Here is an 18178-nt window from a genome sequence, read left to right as displayed (position 1 = left end):
GAGGACTGGGGAACCAGAGGTGAGCAGGTCGACCAACGGCGCGAGGAGACGGTGGGCCGCCCGTAACCGGCACCGAGGCGCGACCATGCCGACCAGGTACTCCGCGTGGAGCCTGATCCGGCACGGCGTGTCGGGCGACGACTGGCCACCGATCCTCCGGCAGCACGACCGTCGGGAAAGCTACGACGTCGTGATCGTCGGCGGTGGCGTGCACGGGCTGGCCACCGCCTACTACCTGGCCGCCGACTACGGCGTGCGCAACGTCGCCGTGCTGGAGAAGAGTTACATCGGATCCGGAGGGTCGGGGCGCAACACCGCGATCCTGCGCTCCAACTACCTGACGCCCGAGGGCGTGCGGTTCTACGACCGCTCGGTGAAGCTGTACGAACACCTGGCCGCCGAGCTGAACTTCAACGTGATGTTCTCCCAGCGCGGCCACCTCACGCTGGCGCACAACGACAGCTCGCTGCGCACCATGCGCTGGCGCACCGAGGTCAACAAGCTGCAAGGCGTCGACTCCGACATGATCGACCCGGACGAGATCAAGAAGTTGGTGCCTTACCTGGACACCTCGAACACCACCCGGTATCCGATTCTGGGCGCGCTGTATCACCCGCCCGGCGGCATCGTTCGCCACGACGCCGTGGTCTGGGGCTACGCGCGGGCCGCCGACGCGCGTGGGGTGCACATCCACCAGGGGACCGAGGTGGTCGGGATCGACGTCGACGGCGGCCGGGTCACCGGGGTGCGCACCGCCGATGGCCACCGGATCGCCACAGGCGCGGTGCTCAACGCCACCGCCGGCTGGTCCACCCTGATCTCGGACATGGTCGGGGTGCGCATGCCGGTGCAGACCTTTCCGCTGCAGGCGGGGGTCACCGAGCCGGTCCGGCCGTTCCTGGACACCGTCGTCGTATCCGGCACGCTGCACGTCTACGTCAGTCAGACGGACCGGGGCGAGCTGGTGTTCGGCGCCAGCGTCGATCCGTACGCGTCCTACTCCACCCGTGGGTCGCTGGAGTTCGCCGAGGGTGTGGCCGGGCACGTGCTGCAGCTGATGCCGGCGCTGTCGAAGATGCGGCTGCTGCGCCAGTGGGCCGGGCTGTGCGACATGACCCCCGACTTCTCACCGATCATGGGCCCGACCCCGGTCGCTGGCTTCTACGTCGACGTCGGCTGGGGCACCTACGGGTTCAAGGCCGGGCCCGTGTCCGGCGAGGCGATGGCGGACTGCATCGTGAACGGCCGCCCGCCGGAGATCATCGCCGCCTTCGGGCTCGACCGGTTCACCGCCGGTCGCCTGGTCGGCGAGAAGGGCGCTGCCGCCGTGGGCCACTGACCCCACACCCCACCCGCCGGCGTTCCGGCCGAGAGGGAGGAGCCAAGCCATGATGTTGCTGCCGTGTCCGTGGTGCGGAGCTCGCGACGCCGGTGAGTTCCGCTACGTCGGCGAGTCAGGGACGCGGCCGGATCCGGCCACGGCCACCCGCGATCAGTGGCGCCGGTATCTGTACTTCCACGCCAACCCCCGCGGCTGGGTGCGCGAGGACTGGTACCACGGCGCGGGCTGCCGCCGGTACTTCACCGTCGGGCGGCACACCGTGACCAATGAGGTCCGCACCGCAAGGGGACGCTCATGACGTCGACCCTGACGACGGCCGCAGCCGCGATGCGTCTCGGGCCCCAACCCGGCGAGGTGATCGACAGGAGCCGCATGCTCGCGTTCCGGTGGAACGGCAGGCCCTACTTTGCCTATCCGGGGGACACGATCGCCTCGGCACTCGCCGCGGCCGGGGAGCGGGTGTTCTCGCGCAGCTACAAGTACCACCGCCCGCGCGGGCTGCTCACGGCCGACTTCCTCGACCCGGGCTGCCACGTGCAGGTCGGCGACGAGCCGAACGTCCGCGCAGCGCACAGGCTGGTCGAGGCGGGCATGGACGTGCGTTCGCAGAACACCTGGCCCTCGCTCCGGTTCGACCTGAAGGCCGTCAACGGGCTCGCCGGGCGGTTCCTCGGGACAGGCTTCTACTACAAGACCTTCATCAAGCCGGAACGGTTGTGGCCGGTCTACGAACGGGTGCTGCGGCGGTTCGTACACGCCGGTTCCGTGTCCCCCGATACCCCGCACGAGTACTACGACAAGCGCTACGCGCACGTCGACGTCCTGGTCGCGGGCGGCGGAGCGGCCGGGATGGCGGCCGCGGTGGCGGCGGCCAGATCCGGGGCGCGGGTGCTGCTCGTCGAGGAGGGGCACCAGCTCGGGGGACACCTGCGGTGGGGCGACGACGTGGAACGCGCCGTCCGCGCCGACCTCGAGGAGCAGGTGCGCGCCGAGTCGGGCGTCGAGGTCCTGACCGACTCCGTCGTGGTCGGGCGCTGGGACGACAACTGGATCGCCGTGATGCAGCGCAACCTCCCGTACGTTGCGGAGCGCCTGGTGGAGGTGCGGGCCGGATCGCTCGTGGTGGCGCCCGGCCTGATCGAGCGGCCGTACGTGTTCGAGGGCAACGACCTGCCGGGCGTCATGCTCTCGACGGCTGTTCGGCGGCTGATCAACCTCTACGCGGTGCGGCCGGGCCGGTGCGCCGTGGTGATCTCAGCCAGCCGTGAGGGTGACGCCGCGGCCGCCGACCTCCGCCGGACCGGCGTCGACGTCGCCTCCGTCGTGGACGTCCGCCTCGGCCGCGGGGTGCTCCGCGCTCGGGGGCGCGGGGGAGTGCGGTCGGTCGAGCTGACCGACGGCACGCGGATCGACTGTGACCTGCTCGTCACCGCCGTCGGCTGGACCGCACCCACGTCGCTTCTGGACATGGCCGGGGCCCGGCCCGTCTACCGGCCGGAGGCGGCCCGGTTCGTGCCCGATCCGGCGAGCACCCCCGACGACGTGCTCGTCACCGGCGGGATCGCGGGCGACGGGACCCTCGTCCGGTTGCTGGAGCATGCCGACGCCGTCGGCCGGGAGGCCGCCCGACGGGCGGCGCACGTCCGGAGGCGACGGTACGCAGCGCTGCCGACCCGACCGCGGAATGCCGCGCCGGAACCCGAGCCGTCCACCGACCCCGTGGCGATCCCCGAGCTGCCCCTCGACGCGCACCCGGCGCTGTTCTTCGCGAGCCACGGGTTCGTGGACTTCTCCGAGGACGTGACGAGCAAGGACATCGTCACCGCTGTGCAGGAGGGCTACGACTGCGTCGAGCTCGTCAAGCGGTACACGACCGCGACGATGGGTCCCGCCCAGGGCAAGCTGGAGGCGATCAACACGGTGGCCCTCGTCGCGGCGGCCACCGGCCACAGCATCGCGGAGATCGGCGTCCCCACCTGGCGGCCGATGTACGCACCGGTGAGCCTGGGAGCCCTGGCCGGGCGGATCCACGAACCCGTCCGGTACTCGCCCATGCAGCCGTGGCACGACCGGCACGGCGCGGTACCGCTCGTGGCCGGACAGTGGATCCGACCCGACCACTACGGGGACCCCGCCGGCGAGGTCCGGGCGGTGCGGGGGCGTGTCGGGATCATCGACGTCACTCCGATCGGGAAGCTCGACTTGCGTGGCCCCGACGTTCCGGCGCTGCTCAACCTGCTCTACGTCAACAAGTGGTCGCAGCTCGGCGTCGGGCGGGTGCGCTACGGGGTGATGTGCACCGAGGACGGGGTCGTCCTCGACGACGGCGTGACCGGGCGGCTCGGCGAACACCACTACCTGATGTCCACCACCTCCTCCGGGGCAGGAACCGTGTGGGAGTGGGTGGAGCGGTGGTTGCAGACCGAACACCCCGAATGGCGGGTCCACGTCATCCCGGTCACCGCCGCTTACGCCAGTATCAACATCGCCGGGCCGCGCTCACGCGAGCTCCTCGGCCGGCTCACCGACGGCGTCGACCTCGATCCCGAGGCGTTCGGCTACATGCACGTGCGCACCGGAACCGTCGCCGGCGTCGAGGACTGCGTGCTGTGGCGTATCGGATTCACCGGCGAGCTCAGCTACGAGATCCACGTCCCCGCTGGCTACGGATTGCACGTGTGGGAACGGCTCATCGCAGCGGGCGCCGACCTCGGCGTGGCGCCGTTCGGAGTGGAGGCGCAACGGATCCTGCGATTGGAAAAGGGCCACCTCATCGTCGGCCAGGACACCGACGGCCTCACCCACGGCTACGCCGCAGGGCTGGAGCGGGCGATCAAACTGGACAAGGCGGACTTCGTGGGCAGGCTCGAGCTGGCCTGGCAGGCCGAGCGCGCCGACCACGCCCGTCTGGTCGCGCTGCAGCCGGTGCGCGGCGAGATGGTGCCGGCGGAGGCCAGCCAGATCATCAGCGACGGCGGGCACATCGTCGGGCGAATCACCTCCAGCCGGATGTCCCCGACCCTCGGCCACGCGATCTGCCTCGCGCATCTCGACGCCCACCTCGCCGAGCCAGGCACCCAGGTGACCATCCGGCTACCCGACGGAAGCGATATCCGCGCCGAGGTCACCGCGCACCTCGCGCAGGTCGACCCGGAAGGGAAACGCCAACGTGTCTGATGCACCTCGGCCCGCGTCGCCCGCGGCGCTCGCGCGGAGTCCCATCGCTCCGGACGGCCCCCTGACGCAGCTCGATGGTTGGGAAATAGGCACGCGGCACAGCGGTGCCCCGCTCACCCTCACCGACCTCACTCCGTTGACCAAGATTCTCATCCATGCGCCGGTCGACGGCGCTATGGCGGAGGCGCTCGGAGTCGGCTTCGGACGGGCCGCCCGCATCACAGCCGCTGGCGGGGGCCCTACCCTGATCGTCGGTTCCGGCCCGGGGGGATGGCTTGTCCTCGCCGAGGTGGGATGCCAGACCAGGCTGCGCCGGCGGCTGGAATCGACCGGCGCCGAAACCGGCGAGTTCGTGTCAGTCGTGGATCTCACCCACGGCAGAGCGCTAGTGCGGCTGCGTGGAGCAGCGACCCCCGACCTGCTGGCCAAGGTCTGTGCCATGGACCTTTCCGACCTGGTGACGCCTAACGGGGCGGCCTTCCGCTCGTCGGTGGCTGGTCTGGTCACCGACGTGGTCCGCGACGACACCGGTCCGGCGCGGTCCTACCTGCTGCACTGCGAACGGTCCTCCGGCCAGTACCTGGCCGACTCGCTGCTCGACGCGGGCGCCGAGTTCGGCATCGGCGTCGACCGGTTCACCCAGCCCGGGATCTGAGTAGAGGAAACCTGGGAGAATTGGCTATTGCGGCAGGCCGAGCCGATCAGGAGCACGCTTCGGGTGTGCCGGCGATCCCCGGTCACTCGGCGACGGTGCCGGCCGCTCCGCGCGGGGGGTCGCAGCAGTCGACGCGGCATGGACGGCTCGACGGCCCGCACGACGTCGATGGTCCGCACGCCATGGACGGTGACACTGCGTGGCCGGTGGTGGGCGGATGCGAGAAGCGATCCCCATCAACTGCACGACCCAGGACCGGTACGGCACCGGGACCCAGGACCGGTACGGCACCGGGAGGTGCTCGCCACTCGTACGATGCGGTCATGTCAACGGGCCCGCACCGTCCCAGTGATCCAGCTCATCGCATCCGAAGGCACGGAACTCGTGGGACACGGCGGGCGGAGATCCTGACTGTCAGCCTCACGATGTTTAACGAACAAGGCGTGGCATCGGTGACGACGAACCATATCTGCGAGCGAATGGGAATCAGTCCGGGTAACCTCTATTACTACTTCGGGAGCCGGGAGGATATCGTCCTCGCGTTATTTTCCCGACTGGAGGAGGTGGCGCCGATTTCGCTCGGCCCACTTCGCGAACCCGTCACGCCAGAGGAGTGGGCGAGACCTTTCATCGTCGGCATCAACGCCGTCTGGGAGAATCGGTATCTGTTTTCCAACTTGACGGACCTTACGAGCCGAGATCCCCGGCTCCGCCGCCGAGTTCATGACCTAGCGCTATGGATTATCGATGCCGTCCTGAACATGCTTGAAACGCTCATGCAAGCGGGTGTAATGCGGCCACCTGAGCGACACGACGATCTGAAGCAGTTGGCGAACGCATGGTACATCCTGTACTGGAACTGGCCGGCCTTCATCAGGCTCACGCGCGGCTCCAAGGCGGTGCAGGGCGCCGACATAGCTGAGGGTGCACTACATGGGCACCTGTTGTTCGAGCCGCATCTGGATCCAGAGTTCGCAGCCCAGACGCGAACCATTATCGAAGCTGAGATCGCCAAGAGAGCGGGTCGGCCAGAGGCAACTGGGAGCCAAACGTCAGATCTCAACTGAAGTTCCGATCTTCACGTGGCCGGTTCTCAGGCGACGGGGCGCGCCGCTAGGCGTGCTAGGTCATAGCGTTGACGGAATCTACGCCAACGCCAGCTGTGTCGGAAGGCTTACCCAATCTGGATCGCTCGGATCGCAGCCCAAGGCCGATGCGCGAAGTCCCTTCTACCAGAAAATCCGACGTGATGTCGCGAGATCACGCACTGCTTCGTGCAATGGATGCCTACCGCATCAATACGAGAAACGGTAGGCATCCGCGGCCTCCCTCACTGGCCTGTCACACCCCGGGTCCAAACCCGTCTGGCCGACGTCTCCCGATCAATCGCCCTGAGTGCGCGTGCATTTCCGTGCAGGCCCGCTGCCTTCGGCGCGCTCACCTTGCTCCGGTCAGGTGATGTGGTCACGCGCAGGGTTCGCACGGGGATAGGAACGAAGGAGCTTGAAATATCGGGCGAGCGGTCGGTCGCTCTTGGTGAGCAGGCCGGAGCGGAACCGGATGGTCTTCAGCACCGGGTCGTCGTCCAGTGCAATCGCTGATTCCATCTGGTAAATAGTCTCCAGGAACTTCTCATTTTCCTCGGGCGTGCCGTCCGATGCACGTGTGAATACGGCCATCACGTGCTCGCTCATGTTCGGCCCGATCGGCCGGCCGGCGAACATGCACCCGTACCAGCGGCCGTTGAGGTAGCTGTCCTGAAAGAAGTACGTCGTCCCCCAGATGCCGACCCTGAACTCGATGGCGGATCCATCCCGAAACTTCCCCTTGAAGTCATAGAGGAAGTTGACATCGGTCCATTCGATGTCGTCGGGCTGAGGCTCGCGATCGAAACTGATGCCGTGAAGTGATTTGATGTGTTGAATATCTGCGGTATTGCAGTAGAACACCCAGGCATCGCACGGCCAGGTAGCAATCACCGTCTTCTTGCTGAGGAGTTCGTCCTCGGGGAAGGGAAACTCCGGGATGTCCCAGAGGGGTTCCTCCCCGTTGAAGGCCCAGACAAATCCAAACTTCTCGACAGTGGGGAAACGGAAGAGACGCGCCCGCGGGTGTACGGGGTCGCCACACCCGGTTGCCACACATTTCCCACTTGTATCGTACTGCCAGTGGTGGAACACGCAACGAACGGTATCCCCAACTACGTCGCCCACCGACAAGTCGGCACCCAGATGCGGGCAGTACGCGCTGAGTACTTGTGCGGGTCCGCCGCTCGCTGGACGGAACGCGATAACGCGGCCCCCCATGAGGTCCACACCCTTGATCGCGCCGGGGGCGAGCTCATCCGAGGCACAGATGGGATACCAGCTTTGAGCGTAGTCTTGCTCGCCGTCTACCGGCAGCCGTGCCGACTTCTTTTCGGAATCGGGAAGCACGGTCATCATTGACCTCCTGGCTGCTGTCAAGCGGGGATCGCTTGGTGAAACCATGGTTAGAGTAAGTACTCTAACTGGTAGCGTCAAGATTAGATCCAGTGATCGCCTTACGGGGTCTGGACGCGGAGCGAGACCGCGGAGACGAAGGGGCATCTGAAGACCATGCCGTTTCTCGAGCAGGACCGGCCGCTGCGCGCAGTGCGCCCGCGCAGGGCGGTCCCATGGGCGCCACCGCCCCGCGCGACGGTGGCGCCCACCAAGACGGCGGCACGGCCGGCGGACATGCCAGCCGGGCCACCCCTCGGCAAGCCGATCACGAATGGAAGTGCAGGATGCTGATCCTGACTCGGGAAGAGGTCGAGGCGCTGCTGGATGTGGACGCGCTGATCGACGCCTTGGCGGCGTCGATGCTCGACCTCAGCACCGGGGCAGCGTCGATGCCGGACCGCAATGCCGCCTTGGTGCCCGACCGTGACGGGTTCATGGCCGCGATGCCCGGCTTCGTGCCGTCGGCCGGGGTGCTCATGACCAAGCTGGTGTCGCTGTTCCCGCGCAATGGCGAAACCGGGCTGCCCACCCACCAAGCAGTGATCATCGTCTTCGATCCCGACACCGGCCAGCCCACCGCGCTGCTGGACGGCACCGCGATCACCGCGATCCGCACCGGGGCATCCTCGGCGCTCTCGGCGCGGCTGCTCGCCCGGCCCGACGCGACTGTCCTGGCCGTCCTGGGCACTGGCGTGCAGGCCCGATCTCACGCCCGAGCCATGTGCCGGGTCCGCCCTATCAGGCAGATCCGCATCGCCGGGCGGGACCCGGCCAAGGTAGCCGCGCTGGCCACCGAGCTGGCCGGTGAACTGCTCGATATACCGGCTCTCGAGGTGGTCGCGACGTCCTCCTACGCCGAGGCACTGCGCGGCGCTGACATCGTCGCGGCAGCCACCCATTCAGACGAACCAGTGGTGCGCCGGGACTGGCTGTCCCCGGGTGTCCACGTCACTTCCGTGGGCTACAACCAGGTTGGTCGGGAAGTCGACGACGCGACCGTCGCCGACGCACTGGTATGCGTGGAGTCCCGGCAGGCCGCGCTGGCCCCGTTCCCCGCCGGCAGCAACGACCTGCTCGAACCGATCCGGGACGGCATCATCACCGCCAGCCATGTGCACGCCGAACTCGGCGAACTCCTCGCCGGCACCCGTCCCGGACGTAGCTCCGCCGAGCAGATCACCCTCTACAAATCAGTCGGCGTCGCGGTCCAGGACGCCGCCGCCGCCGGCCTGGTGATCACTGCCGCACGCGATCGCGCTATCGGTGCTCACCTCACGCTGTAAGGGGGACACCGACCGCTCCACTGACGACAGCGGGAGCCGCCTGATAGGCCACCCGGATGGTGGTTTGCGCGGCCTCCGGCGTCGCACACCCTCCGGGCTCTATAGGTCGACCAGCGGGCGCCCGCAGGCGTCGTGGCTGCCCCAGAAGCCGTGTGACTCGGTGCCCCAGCGGAGGTAGGGCAATCCCTTGATGTCACCCGCGATGACCCTCCAACCGGGGTAGGCGCGGAACTCGAGCTCGTCCTCGTAGGCGACTGTGGAGAGCCATTCGTGGACGTCGGAGTCCCCCAGCTTCCTCGTTCGGCTTCAGCTGGGCCCTCGCCGGACCTCTGGCACGTAGTCGGGGTACCGCGCTTCGAGAGCTGGCGGGAAGGCTGCCGAGCTCGAGTTCGCCCAGATTCGTGCGGTCGTCAAGGCAGGCGTGGCAGCGGGTGGTCCAGCCTGCGCGGCAGGTCCGCATCAGCCCGCACCAGGTGCACTGCCAGATCTGTGCGCGGGTGCGACCGGGCTGGTCCTCGACGAGCGTCATCTGGTCTGCGAGACCTTCCGCGCAGGCGTCGCAGTGGTTCATCCACGCTACTGCGCGGACGCCACCGCTCTTGCCGAGAGGGATGTCGAGCGTTTCCCAACAATTCGCGCAGATCTTCGAGAGACTCTCGTCCATGGTCATCTCAGGGGCGCGGGATGAGCAGATTCGGAGTCAGCCCTACTCCATCCTCCGTAACGCAGTCCTTAAGGGTGCATCGACTGCGTCACTCGATGGAGTGGACCGGGTCGCTCTCCTCCTCAACGACCGCTCCCGCCTTTCCGAACATCTCGGCGATGTCGGGCTCGAACCAGTAGACGGCGGGCTTTTGCCTGCCCTCCGGATAGTCGTACTGCCACGGCCACGCCCTGCCCATCTGCTCGCTCAGCACCGAGGGCTGGGACAGGAGGCTGGTCAGATTCTTGAGCGTCATGGCGGCTCCGGAGAGCTCCACCAGTTCGTCGGCGCGGTACCGGTGGCCAGGACGCTGGATGAGGACCCCGAAAAGTCGTCGCCTGCGGTCGTCGAGCTGCTGCCAGAGGGCTATGGCCAGCTCGTGGTCGGTCACTCGCCATTCGGCATTCGCCCTGCCTTGAAGCCACCGCTCGGCGAGATCGTGGAATCTGGCCGCTCGATCAGCCGGGACGGCGACGGTGACATCGACAGTGTCCGGGCGACTGTCCGGCGGTAGAGCCGCCTTGCCCGCTGCCCAGACGACTCGGTCCAGCACACCCAGGTCGAGGTCGAGTGCGGTGGCGACTGCCGCAAGGAGACCGCGGATCTCCTGGTCGGTGCCGCTTCCGACGAACGCGCGGATACGACGATCGACGGCAACGGCTGGCGCGCCTGCGAGCATGGCGATGTAGTCAGCGGTCTTCTCGCCGACCCCTTTGACTTTCAGCAGTTTGCCGCGGCTGTCCGGAAGCCGGCACCAGTTCCGAAGCTCGTCGACGGTCTGGACACCCTCGGTTGCGAGGAGATTGGCGAGGCGGAGGGCCCGGGCAGGCTTCTCGGCATCCTTCCAGTCGAGGACCTCGTGGAGCCCTTCAGCTGCGACGCGAACCAGAAAGAGATCCACGGTGTCGGCTTCCGGCCAGGCGGCCAGGAGGCGTTGGACACGCGGCCTCACCACCGAATTGAAGCCGATGGCGGCTTGCAGCGCGGCGTCGGCGATGAGCGCGCCAATGTGGTCGTAGCGCGCTTGGCCAGCCGCGGCGCCGGGGAAGTCCGGGTAGCCCGGGAGCTGCCTGACCTTGGCAGCCAGAGCCTCTGCCCGCTTGCGATGGAAGAGATCCACTGGGCTGCGCCTCCTGGTTCGCTGCTCTCACTTAGGAGACGTCGCTGCGCCTCCTGAGGTTGGCGGCTGAGCGGAGTAATGGGCGCTCCCCACGGCCTGCGGGCCGTAACGGGCCGCCAGCGTGGAACCACATGTGGCACGAACACGGGTTCACGGATGTGCTCAAAGGCCATGAGAGGGCACTCCGCAGCGACCGTAGATGCAGGTAGAAGCGCGTGAGCACCCCGACCCGCTGCCTTCCAAACTAGCTACGTGGGTTCGATTCCCGTCGCCCGCTCCACGTTTGACCAGCGGAAACGCTGGGTTCATGATCGCAACTTGCGACAGCATGGAACGAACGAGGTTTACTCCCGTTCCATGGCAGGGTGACCGGGCACCAGGACGAAGCGCGGGACGGGCAGCATCGAGAAGCTCCCGAGCGGTGCGCTGCGGGTCCGCGTCTACGCCGGCCTCGATCCGCTGACGAAGCGCCGGCACGAGCTGATCGTGATCGTCCAGCCGGGGCCTAACGCCGCGCGCGAGGCGGAGGCGGCCCGCGTCCGGTTCGTGAACCAGATCAACGAGCGCCGGAACCCGAGGACCAACGCGACGCTCGACCAGCTGCTGGAGCGCTACCTGAGCCAGTTCCAGGGCTCTGAGAACACGTTGCAGCTCTACCAGACGCACGTGAAGAACCACATCAGGCCGTTACTGGGCCAGGTGAAGATCGGCCGCCTCGACGCCGAGGTCCTGGACTCCTTCTACGCCGAGCTCCGGCGCTGCCGGAAGCACTGCGCTCGCAAACGTGGCCTGATCGACCATCGGACCGATCGGGAGCACGAGTGCGACGAGCGCTGCCGACCACACCGCTGCAAGCCCCTCGCGGCCACGACGATCCGTCACATCCACTTCATCCTGTCCGGCGCCTTCAAGAAAGCGATCCGCTGGGGCTGGATCAAGGAGAGCCCGACGACGTGGGCCGAGCCGCCGCCCGCGCCGCGTCCGAACGACGACTCTCAAGACGTACTCGGCGTGGGTCTCCGAGGCTGACCAGCGAGCCGCTACAGCCCTGAGCGCCGGGATGCCGCGACGGCCGGCTCCACGCGTGCAGCACCAATGAGCCTTTGCCAACCTGGCGGACGGGCAGGTCAGTCCGACCTGCCCGACGCTCCGCCCCGTGCCGACGAGCGTCGCGGCGGACAACCGGCCCCGGTGCGGCACCCGCCCGGTCGCCGACAGGCAGGCGGTGACCAGCCACAGCGCGACGAGCGCCACACCCGTCCACTGCTCGGCGTCGGCGAATCTCATTCGTCCTCCGTCGGAACATGCTCGAGTCGGAGCGCCAGGGTGGGGCAGGTGGCGACGGCGGTGCGGGCGAGGGGGAGGGCCTCGCCCCTGAGCGGGCCACTGGTCCGGCTGCGATCGAGGACCGGGTAGCCCCACTCGTCGAGGACGACGTGCTGGGGCAGTAGGTCCGCGCACAGGCCGTGTCCGGCGCAACTGATCGGGTCCACGCACAGGCGCAGCTCGCGGGCGCGTCGTCCGTGCCTCATCGAGCCGCCCGCTGCGGCGGAAGGGTCGGGACGCCCGGTCGGGGCAGGGGGAGGACGGGTGCGCCTGCGTCGGCGGGGCAGGGCCGACCCGTCAGGTGCCGGTCCAGGTCGCGGGCGAAGACGCGCAGCGCGCTGTGGGCGAGGCGGGCCGCACCGTCGGGGTGGTTACAGGCCCCCCCGGCCGGTGACGATGTCGAGGCGGCGGATCAACCGGGCGTGCGCGGTTGAGCAGCGCCTGGACCGGTTCGGTCGGGCCGCCGGCGAGGTCGAGGACGGCCCGGACGGGGGTTCCTGCGGCGACCTCGACGACGCCGGGCCGGCGCACTGCGCCACCGATGGTGACGAGGAGGGTGCCGGGCAGCTCAGGGCTGCCGATCGCACGGAACCAGTCGGCCCCGTGCCGGGCGATCAGGGCGAGGTGGGCGAGGGTCTCGACGTTGTCAACGAGCGTCGGCGCCCTGCCCACGCCCCGCTCGGCGGCCCTGGGCAGGGTCGAGGTGGGCAGGGCGGGCCCGCCGGACAGGTACTGCACCAGGGCGGACGCCTCGCTGGCTATGTAGCGGGCGGGCACCTCCACGACTCGGACCGGGACCGGGTCGTGTCGGGCGGTGACCTGCTCGCGCAGCGTCCCGACGTTCGCAGACCCGGCGTGCACGCACAGGTACGCCGTGCCTGCTCCGGTTGCCCGGACAGCGAGGGCGATGCCGTCGAGGACCAGGTGCGGGGCGCAGTGCAGCAGGGCGGCGTCCTTGTGTGACGCGGGCTCACCCTCGCACCCGTTGGCGACCACGACGGCGTGGCGCCGACCGGGCCGACCGGGCCGACGGCCTGCCGCCACGACGGCGCGCAGCTTGGTCGCGGTCGGGAAGCCGGCGCCGCCGCGTCCGCGCAGCCCGGCCGCGTCGACCTCGGCGATGAGGTCGTCCGCGTCGACCCGGGGGACCGGACCGTGCCGGCGCAGGTGAGCGGCCAGGTCGTCCGGACGCCGGTCGGCGTACCAGGCGGTGAGCAGCCGCACGGGCGGCTGCGCGGGCAGGCCCAGCGGATCCGTGATCGCGGCGGGGTCGACGGCGGTCGCGGCACGTGCGCCGGTCACGGGGTCGACCCCGCGGTCGCCGAAGCCCAGACCCGGGCCCGCCACACCAGCCCCGCCACGACGGTGGCGACACAGCCCAGGGTCACCGCCAGGACCCAGCCGGTGGCGGAGTCGGCGCCGCCGATGCCCAGGCCGTGGACCACGGTGAGGGGCCAGCAGGCGTAGGCGGCGAGGTGCACGGCGCGCCAGGTTCGCAGCCCGAGGCGGGCCCGGAGCAGGCTCGTCACGACCACCGCGGCGAGCAGGTCCAGGGCGAGGGCGCCGAGCCCGAGCCAGAAGGGCTCGTAAGCGGCGGCGAACGGGACGACGAGGTCGGCCCAGCGGATGTCCACGTAGCCGTCGAGGACCGCGGTGAGGACGTGGGCGGCCACGAAGGCGACGGCCAACAGGGAGAGGTTGCGGTGCAGCCGGGCCAGGACGAACCGTGGCCAGCGGACGGTCCCGGCCCGGGCGGTCCCCGCGATGCCCAGCAGCAGGGTCCCGGTGAGCAGGATCGACGCGACGAGGCCGGCGCCGCGGCTGGCGTACCAGGTCCACATCAGGATCCGTCTTCCTCGGCGGGCCAACCGGCGACCGAACGGACCGCGCCGTCCGTATCGACGAGCCGGGCGGGGAGACGCTCGGCCGCCAGCCGGCCGGGGGCACCCACACCGAGCACGAGCGAGGCCGTGGCCGCGGTGTTGGCATCCAGGCAGGAGACAGCGGCCACGCTGATCGTCCGCCACGGGCCGGCGGCCGACAGCCCGGTGCGCGGGTCCACGACGTGGTGGCACTCCAGCGGGCCGCGCCGCCAGCGGCGCCGGGCGGTTCCCGAGGTGGCGAGATCCTCGACGTCGTCGGCGCGCGCGACCGCGCCGTCGAGCTGCGCCGTGACCTGCGACTTCTGTGCACTGCCACCCCCGGCGACCGCTCGAGCCGGCGGCGTGTCGCGCAGGTCGTCGTGGTCGGTGAGCGCGTCGAGCGCGGGACCCGGGGCCACACCGGTCGGCGCGGCGGGGGGATCGGCTCGAGTCCCCGCCGCGCCGGATGATCGAGGAACAGGCGCACGACGGCGTCAGGAGCGGGCCACGTCCACCATGCACACGGTGCAGCCGGGCGCCCACGGCGCCGCTCGCCTCGGACGAGGCGTAGCGACGTCGATCCCGGCGGCGGCGCGCTCGCCGGGGGGTGGCGGTCCGCCGGCGAGCGCGCGGCAGAGGCCGGGGCGCTTCCCAGCGCGGACCGCCGAGGTCAGGCGACCTCGGCCTTCAGCAGGTCACCGATGCAGGAGTCGATCTGCTCGCGCTCCGAGGGAGTGAGACAGAACATCGCGAAGTGCGCCCACAGACTGTCGACGACGCGGAACTCGCTATTCGCGATGAGCCCCTGCTCGGCCTCGCAGTCCTCCGGCGGGAAGAACATGTCGTGGGAGAAGGCCACGACGAAGGTCTTCGCGCTGATTCGGCCCAGCGCGGCCTCGAGGTCGCCCCCGGTGTGCCGGCTGACGTCGCCGTGGCGCCACTTCCACCCCATCCAGATCAGGTTGTTCGGGTCCATCGGCAGGAAGTAGGCCTCCCAGAACCTGTGCACGAAGTCGTCGAGTGAGGTGAACCCGACCCCGCGCCAGGCCTCGGCCTTGTAGAACTCCTGGCACAGCCCCATCACGGACCAGAGCTGCGCATGGCGGCGGAGCCCGACGTGGACGTCGGCCTGGTCCCGGTAGAAGCCGCCGGCCCAGGCGGGGTCGGACTTCAGGGCGTCCTCATGGGCCCGCACGAAGAGGTAGTCGTGCGGCGTCGTCTTGGCGGTGCCGGCAAACGGGAGTGCGCGCTTGACCATGCCCGGATGGCACACCGCCCACTCGTAGGTCTGCTCGGCGCCCATCGACCAGCCGAGCACCAGCTCCAGGCGCTCGATCCCGAAGTGCTCGGAGATCAGCCGGTGCTGCGCCCGCACGTCGTCGCCGATCGTGACGTTCGGGAACGCGCCACCGTTGAAGGGTGGGGGCGTGTTGCTCGGCGAGGACGAGAACCCATTGGCGAACTGGCCGGGAAGGACGATGAAGTACTTCCCCGGGTTGAGCGGGCGGTCCTCGCCGATGAAGATCTCCATGGCCTTCGGCGTGCCTGACCACATGTGCGGGAACAGGATCGCGTTGTCCCGGGCCTCGTTCAGGGTCCCGTGCGTCTTGTACGTGAGCTTCGCGTCGGGAAGCGTGATGCCGCTCTCCAGCTCGAAGTTCCCGAGCTCGAAGGTCTCGTGCGGTCCGTGCAGTTCTTCCGAGTAGTAGCCCATCACGGCTCTTCTTCCTTGCAGCGTGCTCCGGCACGGCGCCGGAACCCCGCAGCGTCCCGCTCCCCGGTCCCCGCGACTACCGCCAGAAGGGTTGGGACCGGTTCATGCGGGTCGCAGGAGCGGACCGCCAGGACGCGGCGTACTTCTCCCGGTGCTGACGTCGTACTCGGAGCGCAGCTCCAACCCCGGTCGCCCGAAGGTTCTCGTCGCCCGTGGCCCGTCGGAGGCGTTTCGGAGGCTCTGGCCGATGTCGTAGCGGACCAGGGGCCAGGTCTTCTCCGCCACCGCCGGCCCTATGTGGGTTCGACCGTGTAAGGCAGCGTCTGAACGGTGATCTTGCCGTCGGCGAAGACGAAGGTGTCCACGCCGTCGAGGGCTTTGGTCTTCTCCGACGCCGCGCCCCACTCGATGAAGAGCACGTCGTTCCGGAAGATGTGCGTCGGGACGGCCCACTCCGCATCAGACCGGGACCGACGTCTGGACGCGGGCCAGGTCCTCGACGACATCGCGGGCCACCGGATCGTCTTCGCGGCTCAGCAAGCTGGGGAGCTGGACAGTACCTGTCTCGGCGCACAACTCGGGACCAAGATCGCGGCCGGCTGATCATCCCGGCCGCCGCGGTCGACGCGATGGCGGCCGCCGCTGCCTTCACCGCCGAGGGCTGCGTGGCCGGGTCGGTGGGTGAACTCAACGACGGTGCGTACCGCGCCGGGCCGGAGGGCGTCGGGCAACGCTCTTCTTCGTGGGGGCGGGTGTGCCCGGTGCCGGGGTCCCGTCCCGGCGGGGGGTGCGTGAGCTGTTGACCGTGCGCCCGCGGACGATCCCGATGAACTCTTCCATCAGCTCGGTGTTCTCCGCGTCCGGCCAGGCGAGACCGACGCCCGATCCGGGCGCGTCGGCCAGCGGTCGGTAGGTGAGGTCCCGGCGGTGGTGGAGGCGGGCCAGCGACTGGGGGACGACCAGCAGGCCGACGCCCGCGGCGACGAGCTCGATCGCCTCGGCCGTCGTCGCGGGGGCGAACGCCGCTGCCTTCCCCGGCCGGTCACCGGGCCAGGCGAGTGTGTCGTCCTGCGGGCGGAGGACGATCTCGTCGGCCAGGTCCGCGACCGTGGTCTCCTCGGTCGCGGTGACGACGTGTTCCTTCGGGACGACGGCCACGGTGGTCTCGGTGTAGAGCGGGAACGTGTGGAGCCCGGTCCGGTCGATCGGCAGCCGGACCACGGCGGCGTCCACCGCGCCGGTCCGGATCAGCTCCACCGCCTCGTCCGTGGTCGCCGTGACCAGCTCCAGGGGGACGTGGGGACGGCGCTCGGCCCAGATCCGCACCCACTTGTCCGGCGTGACGCCTGGGACGTAGCCGAGCCGGAAGACTGCGGTGTCGCTCGGCTCGGTCACCGGCCCAGGCTATCGGCTGGCCCGGCCCCGATATCCTGGGCATATGACGCGGCAGAGGTCGACCCAGACGATGAAGCCCGCGACGGCGGCGAAGAAGCTCGGCGTGCACCTCGACGCGACGCCCGACGAGTTCCGGGCCGGGGTGGTCTCGCGCGACGAGCTCGACGCCCTGCAGGCCGATCCGCCCGAGTGGTTGCGCGAGCTGCGACGCAACGGCCCGCATCCCCGCCAGGTCGTCGCGGACCGACTGGGAGTGTCGATCTCTGGGCTGGCCCGTGCCGAGATCACCGAGCCGCTGACCACCGCCCAGATCGCGGCGTTGAAGGAGGAGCAGCCGGAGTGGCTGCGCCGCGAGCGCAACACCCGGGCCGAGGCTCAGCGCGCGGAGGCCCGACTGCGGGCCCAGCGGTCCGGGAGGCGTCGCGACGATCCGGTCGGGGGATGAGCGGGGTCCTGTCGGCGCGTGGCGGTGGCGGCGGTGCCGTTGACACCGGCGTCGGCGACATCGATTGGCTCCGGCGAGATGTACTACCTGCTGGCCGGGGCCGTGATCCTGATCGGAACTGGCGCAGTGACTGCCGGTGTCATCCGACGAAACCGCCGGAACACCTGAGGACACCCGCTCCATGCGTCGCAGCATCAACAGCGGCCGCCCCCGCCTGCCGGATCGGACGGGACTGTAAGAAGATCCGTGAACTCCTGATTATGTGAAGCAGCACCGATGACTGACATAACGGTCGAAGACTCGGCCACTGTGGATGCCTCTGACGTTGCGGACGAGAACCCCGGCGAGAGCGGGTTAGACGCGGTCGATGAGCTTCTAGCTCTCCCCGGCGGCATCCACATCGGAAGGTAGGGGACTCGTCGGCGACATCACGGCGAGGCGGAGCGTGAAGCGGCCGGAAACGGGTAACCCGTCTACAAGAGGCTGAGCCACCCGCGAGGGGAGCTAGCCATCATCCGCTCCGGACCTGGGCGGAAGCACGCGCGGCGCATCCTCGGCCGCAACTTCCACCGACAAGGAGCCTTTCCACGATGACCCTATCGCCCCGCGGGAAATCGACCGGTGCCAGCTCGTCCGCCATCGCGGACATCGAGTTCAGATCACCCCCGCGACG

At 69.3% G+C, this 18178-nt stretch carries 18 protein-coding genes; 9 read left to right on the top strand and 9 right to left on the bottom strand.

Annotation, left to right across the window (positions count from 1 at the left end):
• Positions 1-85: 85 nt before the first annotated feature.
• The 5 genes from WBK50_RS24980 to WBK50_RS24960 all read left to right on the top strand — a co-directional run bounded on the left by WBK50_RS24980 (position 86) and on the right by WBK50_RS24960 (position 6241).
• Positions 86-1339 carry an FAD-dependent oxidoreductase gene (locus WBK50_RS24980; protein WP_341337942.1) on the top strand — a complete coding sequence of 418 codons (1254 nt, stop codon included), beginning with the start codon at positions 86-88 and terminating at the stop codon, positions 1337-1339.
• Between the two features lie 49 nt (positions 1340-1388).
• Positions 1389-1640 (top strand): sarcosine oxidase subunit delta, encoded by a 252-nt coding sequence (locus WBK50_RS24975; RefSeq protein ID WP_341337941.1) that lies wholly within the window; start codon positions 1389-1391, stop codon positions 1638-1640.
• Complete coding sequence (locus WBK50_RS24970; RefSeq protein ID WP_341337940.1) at positions 1637-4519, top strand: 2Fe-2S iron-sulfur cluster-binding protein; 2883 nt, start codon at positions 1637-1639, stop codon at positions 4517-4519. Before WBK50_RS24975 ends, WBK50_RS24970 begins: the two co-directional genes overlap by 4 nt.
• Before the next feature lie 136 nt (positions 4520-4655).
• Complete coding sequence (locus WBK50_RS24965; RefSeq protein ID WP_341337939.1) at positions 4656-5174, top strand: sarcosine oxidase subunit gamma family protein; 519 nt, start codon at positions 4656-4658, stop codon at positions 5172-5174.
• Between the two features lie 182 nt (positions 5175-5356).
• Complete coding sequence (locus WBK50_RS24960; protein ID WP_341339496.1) at positions 5357-6241, top strand: TetR/AcrR family transcriptional regulator; 885 nt, start codon at positions 5357-5359, stop codon at positions 6239-6241.
• A gap of 384 nt (positions 6242-6625) precedes the next feature.
• Here WBK50_RS24960 and WBK50_RS24955 read toward each other — a convergent pair whose 3' ends face one another.
• Complete coding sequence (locus WBK50_RS24955; RefSeq protein WP_341337938.1) at positions 6626-7615, bottom strand: Rieske (2Fe-2S) protein; 990 nt, start codon at positions 7613-7615, stop codon at positions 6626-6628.
• Between the two features lie 326 nt (positions 7616-7941).
• On the opposite strand from WBK50_RS24955, the gene WBK50_RS24950 reads away from it, so the two are divergent.
• Positions 7942-8940, top strand: coding sequence for an ornithine cyclodeaminase family protein (locus tag WBK50_RS24950; RefSeq protein ID WP_341337937.1), 999 nt, complete (start codon positions 7942-7944; stop codon positions 8938-8940).
• Positions 8941-9692: 752 nt separating this feature from the next.
• Here WBK50_RS24950 and WBK50_RS24945 read toward each other — a convergent pair.
• Positions 9693-10763: a DUF6416 domain-containing protein gene (locus tag WBK50_RS24945; RefSeq protein ID WP_341337936.1), complete on the bottom strand. Its 1071-nt coding sequence runs from the start codon at positions 10761-10763 to the stop codon at positions 9693-9695.
• Between the two features lie 486 nt (positions 10764-11249).
• Between WBK50_RS24945 and WBK50_RS24940 the strand changes: the two genes are divergently transcribed.
• Positions 11250-11792, top strand: a complete 543-nt coding sequence (locus tag WBK50_RS24940) for a hypothetical protein (protein ID WP_341337935.1) — start codon at positions 11250-11252, stop codon at positions 11790-11792.
• Between the two features lie 254 nt (positions 11793-12046).
• Here WBK50_RS24940 and WBK50_RS24935 read toward each other — a convergent pair whose 3' ends face one another.
• The 6 genes from WBK50_RS24935 to WBK50_RS24910 form a co-directional block, all read right to left on the bottom strand.
• Complete coding sequence (locus tag WBK50_RS24935) at positions 12047-12295, bottom strand: ferredoxin (RefSeq protein ID WP_341337934.1); 249 nt, start codon at positions 12293-12295, stop codon at positions 12047-12049.
• A gap of 91 nt (positions 12296-12386) precedes the next feature.
• On the bottom strand, positions 12387-13391 hold the full coding sequence (locus tag WBK50_RS24930; protein WP_341337933.1) for an SLBB domain-containing protein: 1005 nt from the start codon (positions 13389-13391) through the stop codon (positions 12387-12389).
• Positions 13388-13930: a ferric reductase-like transmembrane domain-containing protein gene (locus WBK50_RS24925; RefSeq protein ID WP_341337932.1), complete on the bottom strand. Its 543-nt coding sequence runs from the start codon at positions 13928-13930 to the stop codon at positions 13388-13390. The genes WBK50_RS24930 and WBK50_RS24925 overlap by 4 nt, the downstream gene beginning before the upstream one ends.
• Positions 13930-14370: an FAD:protein FMN transferase gene (locus tag WBK50_RS24920; RefSeq protein ID WP_341337931.1), complete on the bottom strand. Its 441-nt coding sequence runs from the start codon at positions 14368-14370 to the stop codon at positions 13930-13932. The genes WBK50_RS24925 and WBK50_RS24920 overlap by 1 nt, the downstream gene beginning before the upstream one ends.
• A gap of 251 nt (positions 14371-14621) precedes the next feature.
• Entirely contained in the window at positions 14622-15665 is a 1044-nt protein-coding gene (locus tag WBK50_RS24915; protein WP_341337930.1) for an alpha/beta fold hydrolase, read from the bottom strand.
• 293 nt (positions 15666-15958) lie between these two features.
• Entirely contained in the window at positions 15959-16084 is a 126-nt protein-coding gene (locus WBK50_RS24910) for a hypothetical protein (RefSeq protein ID WP_341337929.1), read from the bottom strand.
• Between WBK50_RS24910 and WBK50_RS24905 the strand changes: the two genes are divergently transcribed.
• Positions 16074-16268, top strand: coding sequence for a hypothetical protein (locus WBK50_RS24905; RefSeq protein ID WP_341337928.1), 195 nt, complete (start codon positions 16074-16076; stop codon positions 16266-16268). The two genes, WBK50_RS24910 and WBK50_RS24905, sit on opposite strands and share 11 nt — an antisense overlap.
• 84 nt (positions 16269-16352) lie before the next feature.
• On the opposite strand, the gene WBK50_RS24900 is transcribed toward WBK50_RS24905, so the two are convergent.
• Positions 16353-17060 carry a LysR family substrate-binding domain-containing protein gene (locus tag WBK50_RS24900; RefSeq protein WP_341337927.1) on the bottom strand — a complete coding sequence of 236 codons (708 nt, stop codon included), beginning with the start codon at positions 17058-17060 and terminating at the stop codon, positions 16353-16355.
• Positions 17061-17103: 43 nt separating this feature from the next.
• Here WBK50_RS24900 and WBK50_RS24895 point away from each other — a divergent pair, with 43 nt between their 5' ends.
• On the top strand, positions 17104-17505 hold the full coding sequence (locus tag WBK50_RS24895; RefSeq protein ID WP_341337926.1) for a DUF5997 family protein: 402 nt from the start codon (positions 17104-17106) through the stop codon (positions 17503-17505).
• Positions 17506-18178: the final 673 nt, after the last annotated feature.

Source organism: Pseudonocardia sp. T1-2H, assembly GCF_038039215.1.
Taxonomy (GTDB): domain Bacteria; phylum Actinomycetota; class Actinomycetes; order Mycobacteriales; family Pseudonocardiaceae; genus Pseudonocardia.
This window is presented reverse-complemented; position numbering and strand designations above follow the sequence as displayed.

What these genes read in the sequence shown, in the direction of transcription:
- WBK50_RS24980 (WP_341337942.1), top strand. Translation starts at nt 86, where the DNA reads ATGCCGACCAGGTACTCCGCGTGGAGCCTGATCCGGCACGGCGTGTCG.
- WBK50_RS24975 (WP_341337941.1), top strand. Translation starts at nt 1,389, where the DNA reads ATGATGTTGCTGCCGTGTCCGTGGTGCGGAGCTCGCGACGCCGGTGAG.
- WBK50_RS24970 (WP_341337940.1), top strand. Translation starts at nt 1,637, where the DNA reads ATGACGTCGACCCTGACGACGGCCGCAGCCGCGATGCGTCTCGGGCCC.
- WBK50_RS24960 (WP_341339496.1), top strand. Translation starts at nt 5,357, where the DNA reads ATGGACGGTGACACTGCGTGGCCGGTGGTGGGCGGATGCGAGAAGCGA.
- WBK50_RS24955 (WP_341337938.1), bottom strand. Translation starts at nt 7,615, where the DNA reads ATGACCGTGCTTCCCGATTCCGAAAAGAAGTCGGCACGGCTGCCGGTA.
- WBK50_RS24950 (WP_341337937.1), top strand. Translation starts at nt 7,942, where the DNA reads ATGCTGATCCTGACTCGGGAAGAGGTCGAGGCGCTGCTGGATGTGGAC.
- WBK50_RS24935 (WP_341337934.1), bottom strand. Translation starts at nt 12,295, where the DNA reads ATGAGGCACGGACGACGCGCCCGCGAGCTGCGCCTGTGCGTGGACCCG.
- WBK50_RS24925 (WP_341337932.1), bottom strand. Translation starts at nt 13,930, where the DNA reads ATGTGGACCTGGTACGCCAGCCGCGGCGCCGGCCTCGTCGCGTCGATC.
- WBK50_RS24915 (WP_341337930.1), bottom strand. Translation starts at nt 15,665, where the DNA reads ATGGGCTACTACTCGGAAGAACTGCACGGACCGCACGAGACCTTCGAG.
- WBK50_RS24905 (WP_341337928.1), top strand. Translation starts at nt 16,074, where the DNA reads ATGAAGAGCACGTCGTTCCGGAAGATGTGCGTCGGGACGGCCCACTCC.
- WBK50_RS24895 (WP_341337926.1), top strand. Translation starts at nt 17,104, where the DNA reads ATGACGCGGCAGAGGTCGACCCAGACGATGAAGCCCGCGACGGCGGCG.